Raw genomic sequence first — 24,351 nt, forward strand, 5'->3', positions numbered from 1 at the left:
AGATTAGCGATCGCACTCTTATACACACTTAACTCTTTTTGTCAATTTAGGGCGATCGCCTCTCTATGCACACTTGACTCTTTTTGTCAAGTTTTATGTTAAGAAAGATGTTTATAAAGCATAGCTTAATAAGGGGGGAGCAAGAGGGTTTATTACCCTTAAACAGGGGAGAGCAAGAGGATTTATTACCCTTAAACAGGGGAGAGCAAGAGGGTTTATTACCCTTAAACAGGGGAGAGCAAGAGGATTTATTATCCTTAAACAGGGGAGAGCAAGAGGGTTTATTAACAGCAGAGCAAGAGGGTTTATTACCAGAAAATGCCGCAATTGTCCCCCCCTTGTTAAGGGGGGTTAGGGGGGATCTTCCCCCAATCGTTCCCCCCTTGTTAAGGGGGGTTAGGGGGGATCTTCCCCAAACTCGCGGTATGGTCTTCGTCAGCAAATCCTCCAAACCCTCTGCCACTAAACCTGTTACCAACACTACTTATTTATGCGATCGCTTTCGTATTCGCTTGGTTCCCAGTTGCCAAATCCTCCACTATTGCCACCAACGCCCAGCAATCCCAGGTCAGGAAATGGGTATAGTCGAAGATGCTACCGAGGATCTGCCCTTTACCAGTTTTGAATGCAAAACCCTGGCGGAAATGTATGACGTTCCTGCTGAGCAGCGCCTTCAAGGACGGAATGCCACGGTTAAATCATACCAAACCTTAGCCCAGCAAGTGCATATCCTCCACTCCAGCCATCATGCCCAATCTAACTTCATGAAGCCGTTGGAATCGCAGTTAAGGTTAGCAGATGGTCCCCTTACCCTGGGTCAACTTTTCACTCCTGGTTGGCGGATGCCCAATCTTTCGGAAGTTTTTGCCTCAGCCTGCGAGGTTAATTTCACTGTTACCAAAGTTACTGATGACTTGCTTAGTCTAGCTACGGGTTTTCTCTGTGCTGGAGCCAGGAGTGTGGTTAGTACCCAGTGGTCCGTAGATGATTTGGCCAGTGCTTTATTAGCGATTTTTTACTACGATGGCCGCCGGTCAGGGATGAGCCGTTGCCAAGCACTACAGCAAGGGCAAATTAAATTGCGCAATTTAACCGGAAAGGAGTTTGCTGATAACTATCAGACTCAGTTAACGGAACATCTGGAACAAAAGTTAAAAGAAGCCAAAGCTGCTAAACAGAATGCTAAGGATCAGGGAGATGAGGAAGAGTTGGATAAGTGGGTCACAATTGTCGATAAATTCGAGATACAGCAAAAGCGTTTGGAGTCTTTGAGTAAGGAGGATTTTCCCTTTGCTCATCCTTTCTTTTGGGCTGGTTTTGTTTCCCAAGGAATTTAGAATTTAGAATTTAGAATGAAGAATGAAGAATTTAGAATTTAGAATTTAGAATTTAGAATTTAGATCCTGTAGGGTGGGCAAAAGGTGAGCACAGATCAGCTGTAGGGAAAACTCTAGGAATTTTGCCCACCAAAAAGTCAGATCTGTAGGGTGGGCAAAAGGTGAGCACAGATCAGCTGTAGGGAAAACTCTAGGAATTTTGCCCACCAAAAAGTCAGATCCTGTAGGGTGGGCAAGGTAATTGGTCAACTTAAGGGCTCTAACCAATTTATTTCCCCTTGCCCACCCTACAAAACTAGCTAAGGCTAAAAATTCATTCTAAATTCTTCATTCTTCATTCTAAATTCTTCATTAGTTAATCCTGGTGGGCAAGGTAATTGGTCAACTTAAGGGATCCAAGCAATTTATTTCCCCTTGCCCACCCTACAAAACTAGCTAAGGCTAAAAATTCATTCTAAATTCTTCATTCTTCATTCTAAATTCTTCATTAGTTAATCCTGGTGGGCAAGGTAATTGGTCAACTTAAGGGATCCAAGCAATTTATTTCCCCTTGCCCACCCTACAAAACTACAAAACTAAATTCTTCATTCTTCATTCTAAATTCTTCATTAGTTAATCCTGGTGGGCAAGGGGATTGGTCAACTTAAGGGCTCTAACCAATTTATTTCCCCTTGCCCACCCTACAAAACTAAATTCTTCATTCTTCATTCTTCATTCTTAATTCTTAATTCTAAATTCTAAATTATTCATTTTTATATTTATACATTTATTGATAAAGTAAACTAAAAGTAAATTCTTAAATTAGATCTGCTCCTCAAGAATGACAAAAAAAGATATACAAGAAAGAACGCTAAAGTTTAGCGTAAGAATAGTCAATCTCTGTAAATTTCTGAGACAAAATGGTGGAACTGGATATGATTTAAGCAAACAATTAATCCGCTCTGGAACAAGTATTGGAGCAAATGTTGAGGAAGCACAAAATGCAGAAAGTAAACGAGACTTTATTCATAAAATGAGTATATCCCTCAAGGAAGCTAGAGAGACCAATTATTGGTTGAAAATCTTAATCGCCACCGAGAAAAACCTAGAACCAAGATTGCTGTCTTTACTCAATGAATCCAACGAATTAATTTCTATTATTCATGCAATTATTAAAAACACTAAGGCTCAAAACTAATTCTATAGTAATTATCAAACTGATGAGGTACAAATTTATGGATTTTAGGGAACAAGGAATAGGTAATAAGCAAACAAAATCTCTGTACATCATAGCTATGATAAACGCTATAAATAAATTCTAAATTCCCAATTCTAAATTCTAAATTCCCAATTCTAAATTCTAAATTCCCAATTCTAAATTCTACATTCTAAATTCTACATTATGATAAAAGTTGACACTTTCGAGGGTAAAGGTATCCCCTTTTTCATAGGGATAAAGTACCCAAAACCCTTGCTGATTACGCCTAAAGCACTCTACTCCTATTGTCTCTGACTGGATTAGAACATACTCTTGCAAGGTTTTTAGCTTACGGTATTTGGCAAACTTATTCCCCCGGTCGTATGCCTCTGTAGAGGGTGAGAGCACTTCTACAATTAGACAGGGATACTCAATAAACTGGTTAGACTCTTGATCTCTGGAATCACAAGTTACTACTACATCTGGGTAGTGGTAGGAACGAACTGAAGATATTTTTACCTTCACATCTGCGATATAAACCTCACAGCTACTGTCTTGTAGGTGAGTATTTAGATCACTGGCCAGATTTAAAGCAATCCGGTTGTGGGGTTTCGAGCCTCCGGTCATGGCGAAGACTTCCCCATCAATATACTCATAACGAATCTCTTGAGTCGGTTCCCACTCCAGGTATTCTTGGGGAGTCATCCGGTAAGGCTGTGGACTGGCAATCATGGTTTTTTGCAATCAATAGACTTCGCGGCAGTTGTCGGGAACAGCGGATCTGGGAACAGGGAACAGTGGACAAGAATTGACGTTACAATTTTCGGACGGACTGTCCCAACACTGGTACTCAAGGTTTAACATGAGGGCAAGCCCGCCCCTAACCCACCCTACGCACTAAATTAATTCTAAATTCTAAATTCTAAATTCTAAATTCTAAATTCTAAATTCTAAATTCTAAATTCTACTTGGTGGTGCGTTACGGGGCGGCCTATTCTAATACTGGCTACGAAGTGGAAAATTAGGGCAAGCCCGCCCCTAACACACCCTACGCACTAAATTAATTCTAAATTCTAAATTCTAAATTCTTCATTCTAAATTCTTCATTCTAAATTCTTCATTCTTCATTTCAGATGTTTTTGCCAGGCCAATCGTGCTGCTCCCACCATCCCCGCTCGATTACCTAATTCTGCTTTAAGTAACTCTAAACCAGTACGGGAGGAAGGCAAAACTCGTTGCTCTATTTCTGCTAGAGTTGTTGGCAAGAAAAATTCGGCACTAGCACTGATGCCACCACCAATGATAATGGCTTCTGGTGTCAGTGGATAAATAAAACTAGTTAGCCCAATCCCTAATAAGCGTCCGTAATCTGCCCAAAATTCTAAAGCTTCCTGGTTTCCTTGCTGGGCTAATTTACCAAGTTCTGCTGGTTCTTTGCCACTGTTGCCTCGGATTGCCCTAATGGAAAGGTATTGCTCTAGAGAACCCCGATTACCAGTATTAGACTCGGGACCATCGGGATATAGATTAATTAACCCCAACTCCCCAGCAGACCCGAGATGACCTGTGAAGAGTTGACCATCGAAAATTATTGCCCCTCCTACTCCTGTGCCTAGGGTGAGTAGAATCAAATTCCTAAACCGACGACCAGCCCCTAACCAAGCTTCTCCTAAACCAGCACAGTTAGCATCATTAGCAACAACTGTGGGATAACCGACTTTGGCTTCTAACTCATCGGCTAGGGGAACATCGTGCCAATCCGTTAGGTTAATCGCAACCTTAGCAATTCTACCAGCAACATCGGCAGGGCCAGGACATCCAAGCCCGATACCAATCACGTCTTCCCTGGTATCGAGACGAGAGATTGCTGCTACTATTGCTTCGATCACCGCTGTCGGTGTTGCAGGTTGGGGTGTATCTACTGTTAGAGACTCCAGTTCGGTTCCATCTTCACGGAAGCGTCCCAACTTAATCGCAGTGCCACCTAAATCAATGCCTATGGCTTGGGTCATTAGTTTTGAGTCATTTGTCCTGAGTCATTTTAAGGCAAAAGGCAAAAGGCAAAAGGCAAAATGCAAGAGGGTTTTATAAAATTTCAATGTTTCTGACGAAATCGGGGATTAATCAACTCACTTAATCCTTCTCCTACTAAGGACAATCCTACCACCATCAGTGTCATGGCTAAACCAGGGAAAAGCGCTGTCCACCAAATGCCAGTTGGTAAGGCATCGAGGGCTTGACGTAAGTCATGACCCCACTCTGGGGTTTGTTCTGGCAATCCTAATCCTAAAAATCCCAGTCCTCCCAAGATTAAAATGGCATCAGCGGCGTTGAGGGTAAATAGAACTGGTACACTTTGAATCACATTGAGAAATAGGTAGCGCGATAATATCCTACCAGGGGAAGCTCCCAGGGCTTGAGCGGCTTCGATGAACAATTCAGTTTTGACGCTAGTGGTGTGATTCCGGACTACCCGATAGTATTGGGGGACATAGGAAATACTTAATGCGATCGCAGCATTGAAGACTCCTCTACCGACTACAAAGGCCAAAGTCACTGATAGCAGTAGTCCTGGCAAGGTATAGATCGTATCCATTAAAAACAGTAATACCCGATCGAGTTTGCCACCGAGATAACCACTTATTAACCCCAAAGGGACACCAATTATCAGGCTGAGGGTGGTGGCGAGAATGACTACTTTTAGAGCAGCTTGAGAGCCAAACCAAGTGCGAGAGAAGACATCATAACCCTGGCGAGAGGTACCAAACCAGTGATTCCAGCTCGGTGGTTCATGAATGGGATTACTGAGGGACTGGGTAGGGTCTTGTAGCCATCCCCAGGCTTGAAAAGTGGGAGCGAAAAGGGCTACTACGATAAAGCACCCAGTAATCACTAGTCCCGCTACCATTAGTTTGATGGATAGACTAGGCCCTCTAGTAAAAGACAAAAAGCTGGGGAATGATTGTTTGGTTGAGGTCATCCTTCATCCTTGATAGTCATAGCATTTATGTAAGCTATCAGCTATCAGCTATCAGCTATCAGCTATCAGCTATCAGCTATCAGCTAATGCACTACGCGCACGCTACACCGAACAGCTATCAGCTTTGGGCCTGTAGTCACGCTACAGCGAACAGTTTATGCCCATAACGCATGCTATACCGAACAGCTTTTGAATAAAATAAGCTGACGGCTGACAGCTGAAAGCTTACGCATTTATCATACTGATCAGGTAAACAATCTTGTATACCTTTTGCCTATTGCCTATTGCCTTTTGCCTATTGCCTTTTGCCTATTGCCTTTTGCCTTTTGCCTTTTGCCTATCCCTTAAACAGTAGTTGGTAAATACCGTTCAATGGCTTGACGATACTGACTCTTTTGCTTAATTCCTTTAAATTCCTCTAGGAACTCTTTGTCTTTAAATAACTGTACCGTAGGTGTTCCAACCACTTGAGCATTTTCAGCTATTTCTCTGTCTTGGTCAATATCGATCTCGACAAAGTGAATTTTGCCATTATACTCATCTACTACTTTATCCAGCATGGGCTTGAGAACCTTACAAGGACCACAACTAGGGGAAATATACTTGACCATGATTATGCGATCGCTTTCATGGAACAGTTTACGCAAGGCATAGCCCCCCAGATGGCGTGTTTCCTTGATATCAAAGGTTTCCGCCGTCTCAGCTATTGGTTTTTCTTCCGTTTCTTCAGGTTTTTCAGCCGTTGGCTGTTCTGATGCCGGTTGTTGATGATACTCATGAGTTAGGTTATTGGCAGATAGCCAGCGTTCTGCTAACATAGCCCCCATACAACCTGTCCCAGCCGCAGTGATGGCTTGACGGAACTCATGGTCTTGGACATCACCAACCGCATAGACTCCCTCTACACTGGTTTCCACCGAGCCGGATTTAGTGACAATGTAACCCACCTGATCTAACTCCAGTTGTCCTCTAAACAAGGACGTGTTAGGAGTGTGACCAATAGCGTAAAACATTCCCCGAACTGAAATATCCTTTTGTTCACCAGTTTGAGTATCCTGGACTCTTACCCCAGTCATCGAACCATTTTCTCCAAACACATCCACTGGCTGAGTATTCCAGTGAATAGTAATTTTGGGATTATTCAACACCCGGTCTTGCATGGTTTTACTAGCTCGCATCTCATCCCGACGTACTAGCATATGAACATGGGAGCCATACTTGGTCAAATATACAGCTTCCTCTGCCGCTGAGTCACCCGCCCCGACTACCGCCACTTCCTGACCACTGAAAAGGGGAGATGCACCATCACAGATGGCACAAGCTGAGATACCATTACTCCAGTACTGAGCTTCGCTGGGTAAATGCAACCGTTTCGCTGTTGCTCCGGTAGCAATCACAATACTATGGGTTTTTACTTCCCGTTCCTCAGAGCGCACAATGAAGGGACGCTGACTTAAATCTACAAAGATCACATCTTCGGTATAGCATTCCGTTCCCCAGCGTTCTGCTTGAGCCTTCATCCGTTCCATTAATTGAGGTCCGGTGATTCCCTCTGGGAAGCCAGGGAAGTTTTCTACTTCTGTAGTAGTCATCAGCTGTCCACCAGGGATTCCCCCAGCTTGGAAGCCTTCAAACATTAAGGGTTTCAGGTTAGCTCGTGCCCCATAAATCGCTGCTGTGTAACCTGCAGGACCAGAACCGATGATCACAAGATTTTCTACAGGGGAGTTAGACATTAAAGCAAACTCATAACGACTACGCTTTTATTAATTATTATACCATATACAACTTAGCTAATGCTGTCATACATTTAAATTGTGAATAGGGGCGCTTTGGAGGTAAGAATTCAGCTGACGGCTGACGGCTGACGGCTGACGGCTGGCTGCTGAAAAGCGTACAATCTGACTTGCTCAAAACAGAGGTAAATTAAAACTCATCCCTGTACCGAAAACTGTCCCATCAAAATTAATTCTGGAGTTGGACGACGAACCAAAGCTTTGTCCACCATACAAATAAATTTGACTATTGCTAGAAATCTTATAACTGACACGACCAATTAACTGATGATAGTCATCATACCGTTCCCTTTCGGTATAGTCAGATAAGGCAATTTGATAATTAATAGCTGCTTTAAATCGGGGGTAGGGGTAATAGGCTAAAGATGCTCTGAAAACATTACTAATCTTAGAGCGTGTGTCTGGATCAGCAAAACGTAGGTTTAACTTATAGGACGTATCTAAGGCTAAGTGCTTTGCTAACCAATCCCGTCGGCTGAGTCTAAGATACAGAGAATTATAATGAGCGAAGCGATCGCCTCCCTCTTGCTTGAATAACTGTTGATTGCTCCATCCTAACTCCCCATAGGTTCTTTTCAATAGCTGCTGACGAACTCCCAGGTTAACTTTCAGTTGATTATAATCAAGTTGGGATCTATCTCCATAACGCACTACATTACCACTTACTGACGTTATGAGCTTAGTGTCAGGTCCGAGGGATGGTACAGCTAATAGGGTTAGTCCTGGTCTCAACAGACCATCATCAACTGGATCCACTCCAGCGAAAATATTATCGCTTCTGAAATAACTGACTCTACCCTGTAAATATACTGTAGGTTTACGGGGAGTCGGTGGTTTTTCTTGGAGCCGCAAACGCAGCACCCCCAGTTCCGGGTCTCGATCATTAGCTTTGGAATCTGAGTTTGAACGATTATCTCCAGAAGCAGGTTTACCTTGAGATATCTGTGACCTGTCAACTACCTCAGTTGAGCTAGAACCCGATGAGTGCTCACTAACAACAAAGGAAGATAATAGTTCTCGACCACTCCCGATTTTAACCTGAGATAACTTAGGAGTACAATGCTGTTTTAGCTGATTAGTATTAGCTTGGTTTTCTGTACCACTAAAAACTGAACTGACTGCTGACTGATGGGAAATACTGTCTATAGGGTGACATCCAGACCAAGCGGGTTTACTGATTGTCAGTGTACTTAAGAACACCAGATATCCTAAAGTTGCTAAATACGTTTTTTGCATCTGGTTCTGGGGAAGCCGAACATCCTCATATTTGTCGTGATATTTTTTATTTATTGAAGCCATATTTTATTATTTTTTTATCCTTAAAATGCTTAAATTTAATTTATTGTTATAAACAATGGTTTATTTTTGATAATTTAAAATTAAATCCTAAAGTTCAATCCTGAGGTTGTAATAATCATGGTAATACTGATTTATATAGAATAGTAATTGCTAAGCTTTGAAGTATCTACAGGGTTTTTCATAACTATTAGGTGCGCTTTCCGCATCTAATTATTAAATTCCCGGCGCGCGCCTCCTAGGCCGGGTTCCCCGGCCTTGGGTCGCCCCTGAGGGTCCCACAGGTACACAGGATTTTTTTCCTGTTTCCAGATCCGCTGTTCCCTGTTCCCTATTCCCTGCTCCCTGCTCAAGTTAAATGGACAACAGTTTACCAAAATTGATCAATGTAGGTAGGGTATTTTTCTACCAACTAATAATTACTAACCACCAGCGGTGTTTTCAGGATTGACCAACCTGTATTTCATACTACTCTGAAGAAAAAATATCCTGATTTGAATTAGAGCCTACAGAATGTCGTATAGGAGAGTTTTGTACCTACTCTTCGAGAAGGCAACGCCAAAGCCCCGTAAGCTATCAGCTAATGCGCTACCTCCCAGCGTCGAAGCCTGTGCCACGCACGCTACTTGAGGTTCTTATCGGGAAAGTCCCAGCGTCGAAAACGCGACTGCATCAAGAAAATAGCTAAGCATTCGTTTAATTTCTGTTAAATCAGCTGATGGCTGATAGCTGAATGCTGACCTCTCAACTACCTGAAAATACTGACCTTTGAGCTATTGGAGTTGCCCCGTGTTTCGCAAGACAGTCCTAGTACTTTCCATCTCTCTATGGAGCGTTAATTCACTAATTTTTTCTAAACCAGTCAGTGCCGAAATTCCTTTAACTCGTGCTGTGGTAGAGAAGCTACGTAACCGAGTGCGATTGATTCCTCAAAATCAGTCAGCTCGACCAGCCCGTCCATCTGATGCCATGACTATAGGAGATGCACTGGTAACAGCTCGCTCCTCCATGGCTCAACTGCGCTTCAATGATGGTTCCCTAGCCCGACAAGGAGAGTTAGCTGTCTTTCGATTTATACCTAGAAGTCGTACCTTTGAGCTATCTAATGGGACACTGCTGCTGTTAATTCCTCCAGATCGGGGTAAAACTCGAGTGCGTACACCCAATGCCGTGGCTGGGATTAGGGGGTCAGCTCTGTTCATGCGATATATCACTGACACCAATACAACAATTGTCGGAGCTCTGACCAATAGCGGTATTGTGGTCTATAATCGCACTCGTTCTCAAGGTCGGGAATTAAAAGCTGGGCAGATCGTGGTCATAACCGAGGATCGAATTGAGCAGGTTTATGAATTTGACCTCAGAGAGTTTTATGAAACCAGTGAATTAGTCAAGGGGCTGAATTTGACCCAGACAGAACCGGCGGATAGTCCAGATCAAGCTTTGGATTTAGTGCGAGGGGAAATTGCAGATGCTCTAGAGGCGCAAGATCCTATTATGGGCAACAACATAATTGTTAATCCTACTTTCATTCGTCTTCAGGGGAGTGAATCGGACGAGTTTCCCAGTGCTGATTTTACTGTGATTGATGGTGGTGTTGATGTCTTCGATCAAGATGTGGGTTCTGAGAATTCCAATGCTGATATCACTGATCAGGTTAACCAGTTAGATATTAGGTCTACCTTAGAAACCGGTGAGTTTCTTAACACTGAGCAGGATGATGAAACTGTTGAACTGGATCCCGAAGATGTTGACAAACCACTAGAGCCGGAACCAGAACCGGAACCAGAACCAGAGCCCGAGCCGGAACCGGAACCGGAACCGGAACCGGAACCAGAACCGGAACCTGAGCCAGAACCGGAGCCCGAGCCAGAACCGGAGCCCGAGCCCGAGCCCGAACCAGAACCAGAGCCCGAGCCCGAGCCTGAACCGGAACCAGAACCAGAACCAGAGCCAGAACCGGAACCGGAACCAGAGCCAGAGCCCGAGCCAGAGCCAGAGCCGGAACCCGAGCCCGAACCGGAACCCGAGCCCGAACCGGAACCCGAACCGGAACCCGAGCCCGAACCGGAACCCGAGCCCGAGCCCGAACCGGAGCCAGAGCCCGAACCGGAACCCGAGCCCGAGCCCGAACCGGAGCCAGAGCCCGAACCCGAACCAGAGCCCGAACCCGAACCAGAGCCCGAACCCGAACCAGAGCCCGAACCCGAACCAGAGCCCGAGCCCGAACCCGAACCGGAGCCAGAGCCCGAACCCGAACCCGAACCCGAGCCGGAAACGGAAATTCCTGTTCAGCTACCGGATCAAGGTCAAGGAGTAGAGGATGACTTCCCTGGTCAAGGTCAAGGAGTAGAGGATGGCTTTCCTGGTCAAGGTCAAGGAGTAGAGGATGGCTTTCCTGGTCAAGGTCAAGGAGTAGAGGATGGCTTCCCTGGTGGAGGAAATCCCTGAGCTTATGACGTTAGTTGTGGTGGTTGAATTTGTTCAAGAAAAGCCGTCTTAGTCATTAGTTTTTTGTCAGCAATAGAGTGGTCTGATTATCAATCAGAGCAGGTTTACCATCACTGGTATGGGAGCTAAATGACTCAAAATAGCGACGAACTGGGGTAGGAAACTCAGGAAAGTTGAATACAGCATCACCATCAGCAATATTAGCCCAGAAGTAGCGTAGACTCGGAGCAAGTTTCTGGGCATCTGGTAACGGTAAATTTAAGGGGGGAGAAGTCAGGAGTTTCACCATGAATGGATAAGAGCGATCGCTCATCCATTGTCTAGATATCTGGGTTAGGTTTTCCCAACCAGGGACTGATTCCACTCGATGAGATTCAATGTGTAACCATCTTTTGCCCTGATTATCGGTACACAACTGCAATATCCGGTAGGGGTGAGGATAGCTAACTAATGAACCTGTTGTGATTTCGTAGACTCCCTCTTGATAGGCGATATCCTGTACATGCAAGTGACCTGTAAATAGTAGATTGACCCCAGCAGTTTTGAGAATATTGTGTAATACTGGAGCATTTTCCAAGATATACCGATGTCCCAAGGGATGGTTAGCTTGATCCGGCAAATGCTCGATGACATTGTGATGCACCATCACCAGCACCAATTTATCCTGGCACTGGGGAAGCACTTGCTCAAGCCAGATCAGCTGTTGCTGATCAAGACGCCCTACCTGTTTACCACCGGTATCGAACTGGTTAGAATTTAACCCAATCAGCTGTACTCCAGGCAAAACTTCACAGGTATAGTACAACTGCTCGGGATTTTCATAACCAAATTGGCGATAGTAGTAGGGAAATTCTTTTAGTCCAATCGACTGTTCATTGGGTAAGATATTGGGGACATCATGATTTCCAGGTACGACGTACACTGGAAAAGGCAACTGGCTCAATCGCTTTTGTAACCAGGCATGATTCTCTGGTTCACCATGCTGGGTTAAGTCTCCTGGTAGGAGGAGGAAATCCAAGGCTTCCTGCTCTAAATCCTCCAGAATCCTTTCTAGGACTGGAATACTAACTTCTACCAAATGAAACCGATTGGGATGATCCCAGATGGTGTGGGGTAACCCGATATGTAGGTCACTTACCACGGCAAAGCGAAAATTTAAACTCATAACTAAAACTTTTCTTGATTAACCCCTAGTTTAATTATTATTAAAATTATCGCTCATGACCTTTGCTTTTATACCATTACAACCCCTTGTTTAGGTTAAATTTAACTGCTCACCTAAACAATAATGGATAATCTTTAATTTAGCCTGACATAATAAAGATTACATTTAGGATAAATAGAGATGAGTTGGAATTGCCTTCATTGATATCACATTTACAACTAGATTAGGGATATAACCCCTAATCCCTGATCCCCCATCCCCTGAGTAAAGTAAGGAGGTGCTAAGGTTGGCTAGAGTCCGAGTGCGACAACATGTTAATCCACTTAGCAAGCAATATCAGATGCCGGTGAGTCCTCCGGATTGGAATCAAGTTTATGCCCAAACGGCTCTTCCATTACATCTGGATATTGGCTGTGGGAGAGGGGAATTTTTATTGCAGATGGCAACACAACAACCCCACTGGAATTTTTTGGGGTTAGAAATTCGGGAACCATTGGTACAACAAGCCAACAGTAAGGTGGTAGATTTAGGGTTGAGCAATCTCCTATTTTTGTTCTGTAATGCTAATAGTTCTATAGATTCACTCTTTAGCTCTTGGCACCCTGGTGCCTTGCAGCGCGTCACTATTCAATTTCCTGATCCTTGGTTCAAGAAGCGACAAGCCAAACGACGTATAGTGCAGCCCACCTTGGTTGATACTCTAGGGGCTTATTTGACCACTGGAGGAGAGGTCTTTCTACAATCTGATGTGGAGGAAGTGGCAGTGGAAATGCGATCGCGCTTCGATGCTCATCCAGTCTTCTACCGGCCAGAGACTGCTTGGCTGCCAACCAACCCCCTGCCAGTGCCTACTGAACGGGAAATTTCCACCCTCGCTCGTGGTGAACCTGTGTACCGAATGTTGTTCTTTCGCCGTGATGATGTTTAAGGAATAGTCAACTACCGCACGCTGAATCATAGATTACAGCGTGGGCTTGAAAGAGTCTGTTGACCAGACGGCTAGTTTTATTATTAGCAGCCGTTAAGACCAAGAGTTAAAATTCCTACCCTGGAGTACGTGCCAGCTCTAGGCTCTAGAAGTAAGTAATTAAACAGGTCATTCGGGAAAGCCAGTGTTACTTACAAAGTACCGAGTCTTAACATCGTCGTTCGCGCAAGCGTGTGCAAAGCACTCGGCAAACTTTACCCTGAAAAGGAGTGTTCAAAGTAATGCGAGTTTTCGTACTAGATAAAGATAAACAACCTTTAGAGCCTTGTCATCCGGCAAGAGCTAGAGAACTACTCAAAAAAAGGAGAGCTAAAGTTTTTAAACGTTATCCATTCACCATTATTCTGCTAGACAGAACAGTTAATAATTCTGTTACCCATCCATATCGAATCAAGATAGATCCTGGTTCAAAAACCACAGGTATTGCCATTGTCCAGGAGTCAACAGGACGAGTAACTAATGCCTTAGAAATTTATCATCGAGGTTTACAGATTAAAAATGCCTTGGAGTCTCGTAGGGCTTTAAGACGTGGACGACGTAACCGTAAAACTCGTTACCGTAAGCCCAGATTTATTAATCGTAGAAAACCGGAAGGATGGCTCCCACCATCGTTAATGAGTCGAATTTTTAATGTTGAGACTTGGGTTAGGCGACTTACTAAGTTATGTCCTGTAACTGCAATTTCTCAAGAGTTAGTCCGCTTTGACACTCAAAAGATGCAAAATCCTGAAATCTCAGGGGTTGAATATCAACGAGGCGAGTTATTTGGTTTTGAGGTCAAAGAATATTTACTAACCAAGTGGGGACGAAATTGTGTGTATTGTGGTGCGGAAAACGTGCCTTTAGAAGTAGATCATATTATTCCCAAATCAAAAGGAGGTAGCAATCGAGTTAGTAATTTAACCTTGGCTTGTCGAAGCTGTAACCAGAAAAAAGGGAACAAATCCATTGAGAAGTTTCTCAAGAAAAAGCCTGATGTACTCAAAAGAGTACTAGCCAAAGCAAAAACCCCACTCAAAGACGCAGCAGCAGTAAATGCAACTCGTTGGGAATTATTCAGAAGACTAAAGCTAACTAGATTACCTGTAGAGACTGGCTCCGGCGGTCTGACTAAGTTTAATCGTAAAACCAGAGGCATTGATAAGACTCATTGGGCAGATGCTGCTTGTGTAGGTCAATCTACTCCTGAAAAACTGTTGCTCAATGGTATCAAGCCTTTAATAGTCAAAGCTAAAGGTCATGGTGTTCGTCAACGATGCAGAACTGACAAATATGGTTTTCCAAAAGCTCATGCATCTAAAGCTAAATTCTTTCGAGGGTTTCAAACAGGAGACATAGTTAAGGCTGATATCCCAAAAGGTAAATACGCTGGGCAATACACAGGACGGATTGCTATTCGTTATCGTCCTAGCTTCATGTTGTCATTACCTAATCAACGCTTTGATGTCCATCCTAAATACTTGCAAACAATCTTTAAGGCTGACGGTTATGAATACCAAGTCAATCAATAAGGATTCTCTACCGCTGGCCTATGGCCACGCTACGCGAACAATTTATTTGTTGGCGGCAATTCCCCAGACACTGACCCTACGGGTTCAGGTGTCCGCCCCCTTGCCGCATTAATAGTGGAGTAGGAACACTGGTAGCCAAACCGCCTTCTGATTCAATCAGATCAGCGGGCTACTGGTCAGTATGCTCCTGCCCAATTTGCTTCTCCCCTATGGTTCGCTCTACCTAATTAAAGCATGAATAACCATCAAGCTGAGGCAACTCAGGCAGAAATTATGGTTGTGGATGACACACCAACCAATTTGCAGCTGCTATCTTCTATCCTGATTGAGCAAGGCTATCAGGTTAGGAGCATGATCGATGGACTACTGGCCTTGGAATCAGCATTGTGTGATCCACCGGATTTGATTTTACTCGACATTATAATGCCAAAGATCGATGGCTATGAGGTCTGTAAACAGCTGAAATCTAATCAAAAAACTCAGGGAGTTCCAGTAATCTTTATCAGTGCTCTGGATGAAACTTGGGACAAGGTGAAAGCCTTTGCTGTTGGTGGTGCTGACTATATCACCAAGCCATTCCAGGTTGAGGAAGTTTTAGCCCGTGTGGAGAATCAATTGACTCTGCACAAGCTACAAACACAACTCATTGAGCAAAATCAACTGCTGCAACAGGAAATTCGCGATCGCATTTCCGCTCAAGCTGCTTTAGAAGCCCTCAATCAAGAACTTGAAACCAGAATCCAAGCTCGCACAGTGGAACTAAGAGATTACTTAGAACAGCTACGCAACTTGGAATCGCAATTGCGTCAATCACTGGAGCGTGAAAAAGAAGTCAGTGACCTGAAATCTCGGATTATTTTTACCATCTCCCATGAGTACCGTACACCTTTAATGACAATTCTATCCTCTGTGGAACTCCTGGAAAAGTACCGTCAGAAATTGACTGATTCTCAGCAAGTTAAACATTTTTGGCGGATCCAAGCTGCGGTCAAACATATGACTACCCTAGTCAATGATTTATTATTCATTAATCAAGCGGAATTCGATAAGTTAGAATTCCAACCAGTTGCTCTTAATTTAGTAACATTTTGTCAGGAGTTATTCTCCCCGATCCAATCAAGCATTGGGGCTAAACATAGCCTAATCTTTAGTAGTGCAAGAGACTGGGAGCCAATATTAGGAGACCCCAAAATCCTTCGACAAATTCTGACTAACCTCATCTCCAATGCCATTAAATATTCTCCCGATGGTGGGACTATTTTAGTACAGCTAAACGGAGATGAAGAGAAAGTCATATTACAGATAATTGATCAAGGTATTGGCATCCCTAAAGAAGACCAACCAAAATTGTTTGAGTCTTTTAGTCGTGCCAGTAATGTGGGTATAATCCCAGGAACAGGACTAGGGTTATCAATTGTCAAAAGTTGTGTAGACTCCCACGGTGGTAAGATTCACGTGGAAAGTGAAGTGGGTGTCGGAACAACCTTTACCATCAGCTTGCCCAAGAATTTACCAGAAGAGGAATAAGCCGGTCACCTAATTACGCAGGAATGGGTATACAATAATAAATTGTGCCATTATTATAATCCGTCAATGCCTAAACTAAAAAGCCGCAAATCAGCTGCCAAGCGTTTTAGAGCTACTGGCAGTGGTAAAATAAGACGCCGCAAAGCGTTTAAAAATCACTTACTAGAACACAAGACCTCAGAAAGGAAGGGACGCTTGTCTAAGCTGAGCTTGGTAGACGAACGGGATGCGGATAATGTTCGCCTGATGCTGCCTTATATGTAAATCTTAACAGAAGACCTAAACTGCTAACACTACTAAAGTAAACAAACTAGCTAGAATTAACCATGACACGGGTAAAACGCGGTAATGTCGCTCGTAAGCGGCGCAAAAAAATTCTCAAACTTGCTAAGGGGTTCAGAGGTTCCCACTCGAAACTCTTCCGCATTGCTAACCAACAAGTGATGAAAGCGCTGCGGAATGCCTATCGTGATCGCCGCAAGCGCAAGCGGGATTTTCGACGTCTGTGGATTACTCGCATTAACGCAGCAGCACGTCAAAATGGCATTAGCTACAGCCAGCTGATGGGTCAAATGAAAAAAGCCAATATCCAAATTAACCGCAAGATGTTGGCACAGCTGGCAGTGCTCGATCCCGATAGCTTTAACAAAGTGGTGGAATTAGCGGCTAAAGCTGAGTAAGCATATGCGCTACGCGCAGGCTACGCAAACAGCGGTCAGCCGTCAGCTTTTGGCCATTCGCGTAGCGTGGCCATAGGCCAAGGCCAATCGCTGATAGCTGAATGCTTAGCAACCTGAGAAACTCGGGTTTTGGGTAAATGGGTAATCCGTAAGGGTAAGGCTTTTCGGGGGTAAAAATCACCTTTGGTTCTTTTGATTATTATAGATTATAATAATTAGCCCACCAGATTTGAAGTGGTAGTTAATTGCTATTTAATTGCTATTTTTTTCAGGCAAGTGCCTGGCAAACTGCCGATTACCTTACCTTTTTACGAATTTCGATTCCCCAACCGATGCTTAAGCACAAATTATTCAACTTTGGTATGGTCTTCGGATTGGCGGCAGTGTCTTTTCTGACACCTTTACGGGTTGGGAGTGCTCAACTTGAGGAAATAGAGCAGCGGGGTCAGTTGATTGTTGCTGTCAAAGATAATCTGCGCCCTTTGGGATATAGGGATGCCGATGGCAAGTTACAAGGATTGGAAATTGACTTAGCACGACGTCTAGCAGAAGAACTGTTAGGTAAGTCGGATGCGGTGGTGTTCCAGCAGGTGGGAAATATTGACCGACTTAAGGTGGTTTTGGACGGTGAAGTTGACCTGACAATTGCTAGAGTCACAGCCACAGCACCTCGCCGTCGATTGGTGGACTTTAGTATCCCTTACTACCTGGATGGCACGGGTTTGATTACTAAGGACCCCTTAATTACCAGATTGGGTGATCTCCATACCAGAACCATTGCTATACTGAATCATTCTAGCACAATTGCCGTCGTGCAGTATGCTTTACCGGAATCTAGGGTCGTGGGAGTAGATTCCTACCAAGAAGCGCGATCGCTTTTAGAAAATGGTAGGGCTGATGCTTTTGCTGCCGATAAGAGCATTCTGAGTGGCTGGGTACAAGACTATCCTGAGTATCGGATGCTACCAGTGTGGCTCTCGGGTGAAGCCTTGTGTGTGGTGATGCCTAAGGGGTTACAATACACCAAGCTAAAGCAGCGCGTGAATCATGCGATCGCACGTTGGCAAGCAGATGGTTGGTTAGCTCAACGAGCAACTGCTTGGGGATTACCATTAAGAAGAAAAAATGTCAAGGCTTATGAATGATACACTGCCAACGATTTATCTGTCAGTTTTGCTAGTCCTACTTGCTGGTGTTACTTTCGCGGTGCTGCGCCAAGTTCTCAAAACTCGTAAAATTGAAACCACTCTCTCTCGGTTGGAGAAAAAGCTGCAAAAAGACCGGGGGACGGTTATAGAGTATTATGAATTGGGCAGTATTTATGCCGACAAGAAGCTCTTTGGTCAAGCTATCCTGCTATTTCAAAAAGCCTTGAAAGGGACTGATGCTGACGAAGAAAACCTTGCTCCTGTCTATAATGCTTTGGGTTTCGCCTACTGTGCCAAAGAACAGTATGATCTGGCTATTCGCCAGTACAAAGAAGCCTTGAAGCAAGAGCCTGGATATGTCACAGCCCTCAACAATCTTGGTCATGTTTACGAGCGCAAGCAATTAATTGGTCAAGCATTAGAAGCTTATGATGAGGCGCTCAAATATGAACCCAAAAATTCTACCGCTAAGCGTAGAGCAGAATCCCTCCGGAAACGGTTGGTTACACCAGCATGAATAAAGTCAGAAGTATCAATTATCAAGCCTGAATCATCAAGGATGAATTTAGTTGTCCTACTACTTGTGGTTCACCAGCGGTTAAGCAGAGCTTATCCATATCAAGGGTTAACCATGGTTGCTTGAGCCCTAGATTGGCAAAGGGACTCTCAGGTGGGACCTCTAACTGGCTAGCCACTAAGCCTAAGCGAGATTTAAAATCACCGTTGAAGTAGAGAATATTGCCTGATAGGGTGCTTAAGACATTGTCATTTAGGGTTAGAGGCAGGGGCATTTGCCAGCCAAACTTGGCGTGATTGTAGCTGAAGCGGCACAGGGTATTCTCTCCTTGACGGACCGTGACTCGATGGTGATATCTGGTAGAGCGATTGGCCGTAGGCCACGCTACGTGATCGCATTTTTCCCAGGTGAACTCAGCTATCTCTTTTGGTAATCCCCAAATTTCTCGACCACCTGCGACAGAATCGTGGTTATCGACGTAGATGTGGGAAATCCAGCCGCCAGTTTTGCCGGAATAGCGCACTCTGCCAGCAACTACAATTAATTCACTATATTCTAAAACTGACCCTGAGCCGTACAGGGATAGATACACCCCACCTAGAGTTTTTCCTGGCAAGAGGGAGACGATGTCAAATTCTGGGGGAATTAGCGATCGCACTCGCTCAATGTCAATCAGCTGCAAGGTTTGGATGGCGTAGCCTTGTAGTGTCCAGGGTGGGGTTGGGTAAGTCATCGGAACATCCTCTAGCTAAAATGCTTAATCCGTTGATTGTTGTCAAAGGAATCCAAGATTATGCTGATTATGATAAAATTCACCAATTTAGTCAATTAGTAAAATTTACATATAATCGAGATAATCGAGAACAGTAGCACCAGCACAAGACCATGGCAGACACACATATTCGCTTTGATTGGGCAATCAAAAGACTGCTGCGTAATAAAGCTAACTTTGGTGTTTTGGAAGGGTTTTTAAGCGAGTTGTTGCATTTCGATATTACCATCAAAACCCTTCTCGAAAGCGAAGCTAATCAAGAGACACTCGATGATAAAACCAACCGAGTTGATATTCTCGCTGAAACCACTGATGGCGAGCTCGTCCTGATTGAAGTACAAAACAACCCTCAACATGATTATTTCCACCGTATGCTCTACGGTGCGTCTAAGTTAGTCACCGAATACTTAGACAAAGGTCAAGAGTACGGTCAAATTAAAAAAGTCTACTCAATCAATATAGTCTACTTTAACCTCGGAATGGGAGATGACTATATTTATTCCTATCGCGGAGAGTTCATTGGGGCTAATCTGGGGGATATCCTGCAACCGACCAAAACTCAGGAGTTTAAATTTCACATCAATAAAGTAGCAGATATCTTCCCAGAATACTACCTGCTGAAAGTAAGGAATTTTAAGGATTTAGCGAAAAACCCCTTAGATGAATGGATTTATTTTCTCAAAAACAGCGACATCAAAGCGGAATTTTCGGCGAAAGGAATAGCCGAAGCCAAGGAAGCGCTGCGAGTCACTAATTTATCAGAACAAGAACGAGCAGCTTACGAGCGTTATATCAACAACAAGCGTGACGAAGCCAGTATCCTCAGTACCCAAGAGTTGGAAACAAAATTGCAAGTGGAACAGGCAGAAATAAGAGGTATTGAAAAAGGGATCCAACAAGGAAAACAAGAAGGGATCCAACAAGGAAAACAAGAAGGGATCCAACAAGGAAAACAAGAAGAAAAAATAGCGATCGCCCGTTCCTGCCGGGAACAAGGTTTAGATGTAGAGACTATTATGAAAATCACGCAACTTTCTCGGGAAGAGATTGAATCAATTGAGAATGAATAATGTAGAATTCTCAATTCTGAATTCTACATTATTCATTCACCATTCACCATTCACCATTCACCATTCACTCTTTCTTCCTTAAGATAACAAGACCATGGCAGACACACATATTCGCTTTGATTGGGCAATCAAAAAACTGCTGCGTAATAAAGCTAACTTTGGTGTTTTGGAAGGGTTTTTAAGCGAGTTGTTGCATTTTGATATTACCATCAAAACCCTTCTCGAAAGCGAAGCTAATCAAGAAACACTCGATGATAAAACCAACCGAGTTGATATTCTCGCTGAAACCACTGATGGCGAGCTTATCCTGATTGAAGTACAAAACAATCCTCAACACGATTATTTTCACCGTATGCTCTACGGTGCGTCTAAGTTAGTCACCGAATACTTAGATAAAGGTCAAGAGTACGGTCAAATTAAAAAAGTCTACTCAATCAATATAGTCTACTTTAACCTGGGCATGGGAGATGACTATATTTATTCCTATCGGGGAGAGTTCGTTGGAGCTAATCTCGGAGATATCCTACAACCGACAAAAACTCAGGAGTTTAAATTTCATATCAATAAAGTCGCAGATATCTTCCCAGAATACTACCTGCTGAAAGTAAGGAATTTTAAGGATTTAGCGAAAAACCCCTTAGATGAATGGATTTATTTTCTGAAAAACAGCGACATCAAAGCGGAATTTTCGGCCAAAGGCATAGCCGAAGCTAAGGAGGCGCTACGAGTTAATAATTTATCAGAACAAGAACGAGCCGCTTACGAGCGTTATCTCAACAACAAGCGTGACGAAGCCAGTATGCTGAGTACCCAAGAGCTTGAGACTAAATGGCAAGTGGAACAAGCAGAAATCAGAGGTATTGAAAAAGGTATCCAACAAGGGAAACAAGAAGGTATTCAACAAGGAAAAAAAGAAGAAAAAATAGCGATCGCCCGTTCCTGCCGGGAACAAGGTTTAGATGTGGAAACTATTATGAACATCACCCAACTTTCTCGGCAAGAGATTGAATCAATTTAGAATGTAGAATGTAGAATTCAGAATTGATAATTCTACATTCTACATTCTACATTCTTCATTCACCATTCACCATTCACTCTTTCTTCCTTAAGATAACAAGACAATGCCAGACACACATATTCGCTTTGATTGGGCAATCAAAAAACTGCTGCGTAATAAAGCTAACTTTGGTGTTTTGGAAGGGTTTTTAAGCGAGTTGTTGCATTTCGATATTACCATCAAAACCCTTCTCGAAAGCGAAGCTAATCAAGAAACACTCGATGATAAAACTAACCGAGTTGATATTCTCGCTGAAACCACTGATGGCGAGCTTATCCTGATTGAAGTACAAAACAACCCTCAACACGATTATTTCCACCGTATGCTCTACGGTGCGTCTAAGTTAGTCACCGAATACTTAGATAAAGGTCAAGAGTACGGTCAAATTAAAAAAGTCTACTCAATCAATATAGTCTACTTTAATCTGGGCATGGGAGATGACTATATTTATTCCTATCAGGGAGAGTTCGTTGGAGCTAATCTCGGAGATATCCTGCAACCAACAAAAACTCAGGAATTTAAATTTCACATCAATAAAGTAGCAGATATCTTCCCAGAATACTACCTGCTGAAAGTAAGGAATTTTAAGGATTTAGCGAAAAACCCCTTAGATGAATGGATTTATTTTCTGAAAAACAGCGACATCAAAGCGGAATTTTCGGCCAAAGGAATAGCCGAAGCTAAGGAGGCGCTGCGAGTCACTAATTTATCAGAACAAGAACGAGCCGCTTATGAGCGTTATCTCAACAACAAGCGTGACGAAGCCAGTATCCTGAGTACCCAAGAGCTTGAGACCAAATGGCAAGTGGAACAGGCAGAAATAAGAGGTATTCAACAAGGAAAAAAAGAAGAAAAAATAGCGATCGCCCGTTCCTGTCGGGAACAAGGTTTAGATGTAGAGACTATTATGAACATCACCCAACTTTCTCGGGAAGAGATTGAATCGTTGTAAACTCCTACCCATCTTGATTCCCCTTGAAGTCCTAGGATTGTGGCTCTTCGGTACCTGTTATGCTAAACTAACTATCAAAATACCAACAAATTCAACGCTCCCTGCTCTCTTAGCTCAAGTGTTCATTTAGCATAACAAGTACGGAAGAGCCCAAACATTTCAATTGCTTAAAGGTCAAACATCTTGCCTTCTACTGCATCTGGAAACTGCTCAAGATACTTTTCAAAAGCTGTTTGAGCAGGTTTTTGATTGCGCTGATAAGCTGCTTCAGCTTGCATTTCTTCCACAATATCCCACGCCACAGCGCAGTCCTGAGATTTTATTCCTTTTTCAGCACAAACAGCGCGAGCACTTTCTATATATTTCTCAATTTGTTCTTCAAAAATAACTTCTTGAGGATTTTCGACAAAATCACTTTTGATGATAATATCGGTGGTGGAAATAATGCCAATCAATTTGTCTTTAATGATTGGAGCACAGCGAATCCCTGTATTAGCAAACAACCGCGCTACATACTCTACAGCAAGATCAGGATTAACGGTAATGCAAGGTTTAGTCATCACCTCATAAACCCTTACCTTTTTCGGATCTTTACCATAGGCAGCCACCTTGTTAACAATATCGGTTGCCGTGACAATGCCATAAGCATCTTGTTCGTAGCGACGCTCAACTATCAGGCAAATTAGGCCTTGTTCTTTCATCAAATTCACGGCTTCAGCTACTGTTGCGGAACCACCAATGGTGATTACGTTTGTGGTCATAATATCTGCTGCTTTCATCATGATGCCACCTCTAAACAAAGTACTAACAATTGTGTTTATACTTGCTACATCTAAATGATAGCTTATCTAGGATAAAATTGCTTGGTAGCAACGAGGATTTTGCTAGGTTCCCGAACTTGGTTAATTAGTTCTAAGTTATCTTAATTGGCAATACCACCATCTACTAAACAAACATCTACGTTTTCCGGGTACTCTTTCAGGTCAGACCCAACGGGACTGTAAACCACATCTAGATATTTGGCGAGTTCGAGCAGCCATTCGTCTAGATCCAAAAAAGATATATACCAATCCTAAATGAATTGTGAGAATTTTTGTTCCCTGTTCCCTACTCCCTGTTCCCTGTTCCCTGTTCCCTGTTCCCTTTAGTATATGACATCCCGAACACCCCGCTAACCATACTGTTGCTAATTTAATTTTTTACATCCTTGCTCAAGCTGATAACGAGTTAACAAGTCGAATGAAATATACCTCCGACTTTTCTACCTTGTTCCATCAAACTGTTGAATAAGTCTACAGCTAGTTTAGTATGGCCGATATAATACTCAATTCCTCTTTGACGGAGCAATTCCTCAGTTTCCGGACAGGTTTGTAGCATTAGTTGCATACCACGGGACAAAACGATAAACTCTATACCCTGTGCCAAAATTTCTTCGATATCGGCGGGTTGAATACCGGGCTGATGGCGAGTACCTGTAAGTCCCCAATCCCATTCCTTAGCTCCTCCCGGCCATACTTTACAATCTTTAAATTGATAAGTCTCACCATTATTGGTTACTTCCATACGACCCCAAGAGATATGACTAATTAGGCTTGTCGGAGATTTGTTCATCACTATTTCCTTTCCATCTCATAACTTCCCAAACTCTTACCCCTAGTCCCTATTGCTGTTGTAACCTATCGCTTCCATTCTTGTTTGGTTCTAGCAGCAATACACTAATACAGTTTATTTAACGGTAATTTTATAAAAAGTTACCATCAAATTACCGATTTACTTTTTAACTCATCATACTTACATTATAGGCGTTATTCTTAGTTATTAGCTCAGCTAGGGATGAGATTATTACAAAAATTAAAATTTAGATAACTGGCTAAATAAACAACAACTACGTTGTCAAAGTACAATAGCAAAGGGAACTAAGAATTCT

Annotated in this window: 22 protein-coding genes and 1 pseudogene; 13 read left to right on the plus strand and 10 right to left on the minus strand. The window is 43.2% G+C overall.

The window, feature by feature from the left end:
• Positions 1–107: 107 nt before the first annotated feature.
• The gene (locus tag F6K63_RS31160) at positions 108–1,337 is read left to right on the plus strand and encodes a CHAT domain-containing protein (protein ID WP_287314164.1); all 1,230 of its coding nucleotides are present in this window, start codon (positions 108–110) and stop codon (positions 1,335–1,337) included.
• Positions 1,338–2,157: 820 nt separating this feature from the next.
• Positions 2,158–2,514: a four helix bundle protein gene (locus tag F6K63_RS31165; RefSeq protein WP_287256594.1), complete on the plus strand. Its 357-nt coding sequence runs from the start codon at positions 2,158–2,160 to the stop codon at positions 2,512–2,514.
• A 183-nt stretch (positions 2,515–2,697) separates the two neighbouring features.
• Here F6K63_RS31165 and F6K63_RS31170 read toward each other — a convergent pair whose 3' ends face one another.
• The 5 genes from F6K63_RS31170 to F6K63_RS31190 form a co-directional block, all read right to left on the minus strand.
• A complete protein-coding gene (locus F6K63_RS31170) occupies positions 2,698–3,246 on the minus strand; it encodes a Uma2 family endonuclease (protein ID WP_008186564.1) in 549 nt (182 codons plus the stop codon).
• A 392-nt stretch (positions 3,247–3,638) separates the two neighbouring features.
• Positions 3,639–4,526, minus strand: coding sequence for an ROK family protein (locus tag F6K63_RS31175; RefSeq protein WP_008186567.1), 888 nt, complete (start codon positions 4,524–4,526; stop codon positions 3,639–3,641).
• Between the two features lie 83 nt (positions 4,527–4,609).
• A complete protein-coding gene (locus F6K63_RS31180) occupies positions 4,610–5,494 on the minus strand; it encodes an ABC transporter permease (RefSeq protein ID WP_287314165.1) in 885 nt (294 codons plus the stop codon).
• A 344-nt stretch (positions 5,495–5,838) separates the two neighbouring features.
• The gene (trxB, locus tag F6K63_RS31185) at positions 5,839–7,230 is read right to left on the minus strand and encodes a thioredoxin-disulfide reductase (protein WP_287314167.1); all 1,392 of its coding nucleotides are present in this window, start codon (positions 7,228–7,230) and stop codon (positions 5,839–5,841) included.
• Between the two features lie 174 nt (positions 7,231–7,404).
• Complete coding sequence (locus F6K63_RS31190; protein WP_071107366.1) at positions 7,405–8,589, minus strand: hypothetical protein; 1,185 nt, start codon at positions 8,587–8,589, stop codon at positions 7,405–7,407.
• Between the two features lie 786 nt (positions 8,590–9,375).
• Here F6K63_RS31190 and F6K63_RS31195 point away from each other — a divergent pair.
• Positions 9,376–11,037 carry a FecR domain-containing protein gene (locus tag F6K63_RS31195; protein WP_287314168.1) on the plus strand — a complete coding sequence of 554 codons (1,662 nt, stop codon included), beginning with the start codon at positions 9,376–9,378 and terminating at the stop codon, positions 11,035–11,037.
• 55 nt (positions 11,038–11,092) lie between these two features.
• On the opposite strand, the gene F6K63_RS31200 is transcribed toward F6K63_RS31195, so the two are convergent.
• Positions 11,093–12,202 (minus strand): metallophosphoesterase family protein, encoded by a 1,110-nt coding sequence (locus tag F6K63_RS31200; protein WP_071107368.1) that lies wholly within the window; start codon positions 12,200–12,202, stop codon positions 11,093–11,095.
• Between the two features lie 286 nt (positions 12,203–12,488).
• Between F6K63_RS31200 and trmB the strand changes: the two genes are divergently transcribed.
• The 7 genes from trmB to F6K63_RS31235 all read left to right on the plus strand — a co-directional run bounded on the left by trmB (position 12,489) and on the right by F6K63_RS31235 (position 18,573).
• Complete coding sequence (gene trmB, locus F6K63_RS31205) at positions 12,489–13,130, plus strand: tRNA (guanosine(46)-N7)-methyltransferase TrmB (RefSeq protein WP_071108126.1); 642 nt, start codon at positions 12,489–12,491, stop codon at positions 13,128–13,130.
• Positions 13,131–13,411: 281 nt separating this feature from the next.
• The gene (gene iscB, locus F6K63_RS31210) at positions 13,412–14,701 is read left to right on the plus strand and encodes an RNA-guided endonuclease IscB (protein ID WP_071107369.1); all 1,290 of its coding nucleotides are present in this window, start codon (positions 13,412–13,414) and stop codon (positions 14,699–14,701) included.
• A 234-nt stretch (positions 14,702–14,935) separates the two neighbouring features.
• Complete coding sequence (locus F6K63_RS31215) at positions 14,936–16,228, plus strand: hybrid sensor histidine kinase/response regulator (protein ID WP_083374028.1); 1,293 nt, start codon at positions 14,936–14,938, stop codon at positions 16,226–16,228.
• Positions 16,229–16,294: 66 nt separating this feature from the next.
• Positions 16,295–16,492, plus strand: coding sequence for a 50S ribosomal protein L35 (rpmI, locus tag F6K63_RS31220; protein WP_071107370.1), 198 nt, complete (start codon positions 16,295–16,297; stop codon positions 16,490–16,492).
• A 62-nt stretch (positions 16,493–16,554) separates the two neighbouring features.
• A complete protein-coding gene (gene rplT / locus F6K63_RS31225; protein WP_008186586.1) occupies positions 16,555–16,908 on the plus strand; it encodes a 50S ribosomal protein L20 in 354 nt (117 codons plus the stop codon).
• A gap of 332 nt (positions 16,909–17,240) precedes the next feature.
• Complete coding sequence (locus F6K63_RS31230) at positions 17,241–18,053, plus strand: transporter substrate-binding domain-containing protein (protein WP_287314189.1); 813 nt, start codon at positions 17,241–17,243, stop codon at positions 18,051–18,053.
• Positions 18,046–18,573, plus strand: coding sequence for a tetratricopeptide repeat protein (locus F6K63_RS31235; RefSeq protein ID WP_287314171.1), 528 nt, complete (start codon positions 18,046–18,048; stop codon positions 18,571–18,573). Before F6K63_RS31230 ends, F6K63_RS31235 begins: the two co-directional genes overlap by 8 nt.
• A gap of 22 nt (positions 18,574–18,595) precedes the next feature.
• Here F6K63_RS31235 and F6K63_RS31240 read toward each other — a convergent pair whose 3' ends face one another.
• Positions 18,596–19,306: an acetoacetate decarboxylase family protein gene (locus F6K63_RS31240; RefSeq protein ID WP_287314172.1), complete on the minus strand. Its 711-nt coding sequence runs from the start codon at positions 19,304–19,306 to the stop codon at positions 18,596–18,598.
• Between the two features lie 152 nt (positions 19,307–19,458).
• On the opposite strand from F6K63_RS31240, the gene F6K63_RS31245 reads away from it, so the two are divergent.
• The 3 genes from F6K63_RS31245 to F6K63_RS31255 all read left to right on the plus strand — a co-directional run bounded on the left by F6K63_RS31245 (position 19,459) and on the right by F6K63_RS31255 (position 22,424).
• Positions 19,459–20,415, plus strand: coding sequence for an Rpn family recombination-promoting nuclease/putative transposase (locus F6K63_RS31245; protein ID WP_287314173.1), 957 nt, complete (start codon positions 19,459–19,461; stop codon positions 20,413–20,415).
• A gap of 94 nt (positions 20,416–20,509) precedes the next feature.
• Positions 20,510–21,433 carry an Rpn family recombination-promoting nuclease/putative transposase gene (locus tag F6K63_RS31250; protein ID WP_287314174.1) on the plus strand — a complete coding sequence of 308 codons (924 nt, stop codon included), beginning with the start codon at positions 20,510–20,512 and terminating at the stop codon, positions 21,431–21,433.
• A 103-nt stretch (positions 21,434–21,536) separates the two neighbouring features.
• A complete protein-coding gene (locus F6K63_RS31255; protein ID WP_287314176.1) occupies positions 21,537–22,424 on the plus strand; it encodes an Rpn family recombination-promoting nuclease/putative transposase in 888 nt (295 codons plus the stop codon).
• Between the two features lie 167 nt (positions 22,425–22,591).
• Here F6K63_RS31255 and F6K63_RS31260 read toward each other — a convergent pair whose 3' ends face one another.
• The 3 genes and pseudogenes from F6K63_RS31260 to F6K63_RS31270 all read right to left on the minus strand — a co-directional run bounded on the left by F6K63_RS31260 (position 22,592) and on the right by F6K63_RS31270 (position 24,035).
• Entirely contained in the window at positions 22,592–23,209 is a 618-nt protein-coding gene (locus F6K63_RS31260; protein WP_287314191.1) for a CP12 domain-containing protein, read from the minus strand.
• A 140-nt stretch (positions 23,210–23,349) separates the two neighbouring features.
• Positions 23,350–23,620, minus strand: a pseudogene (locus F6K63_RS37450) (hypothetical protein); the annotation flags it as partial.
• A 31-nt stretch (positions 23,621–23,651) separates the two neighbouring features.
• Positions 23,652–24,035 (minus strand): Mth938-like domain-containing protein, encoded by a 384-nt coding sequence (locus tag F6K63_RS31270; protein WP_287314179.1) that lies wholly within the window; start codon positions 24,033–24,035, stop codon positions 23,652–23,654.
• Between the last annotated feature and the right edge of the window lie 316 nt (positions 24,036–24,351).

The sequence above is a fragment of the Moorena sp. SIO1G6 genome (genome assembly GCF_010672795.1).
Lineage (GTDB): Bacteria > Cyanobacteriota > Cyanobacteriia > Cyanobacteriales > Coleofasciculaceae > Moorena > Moorena producens.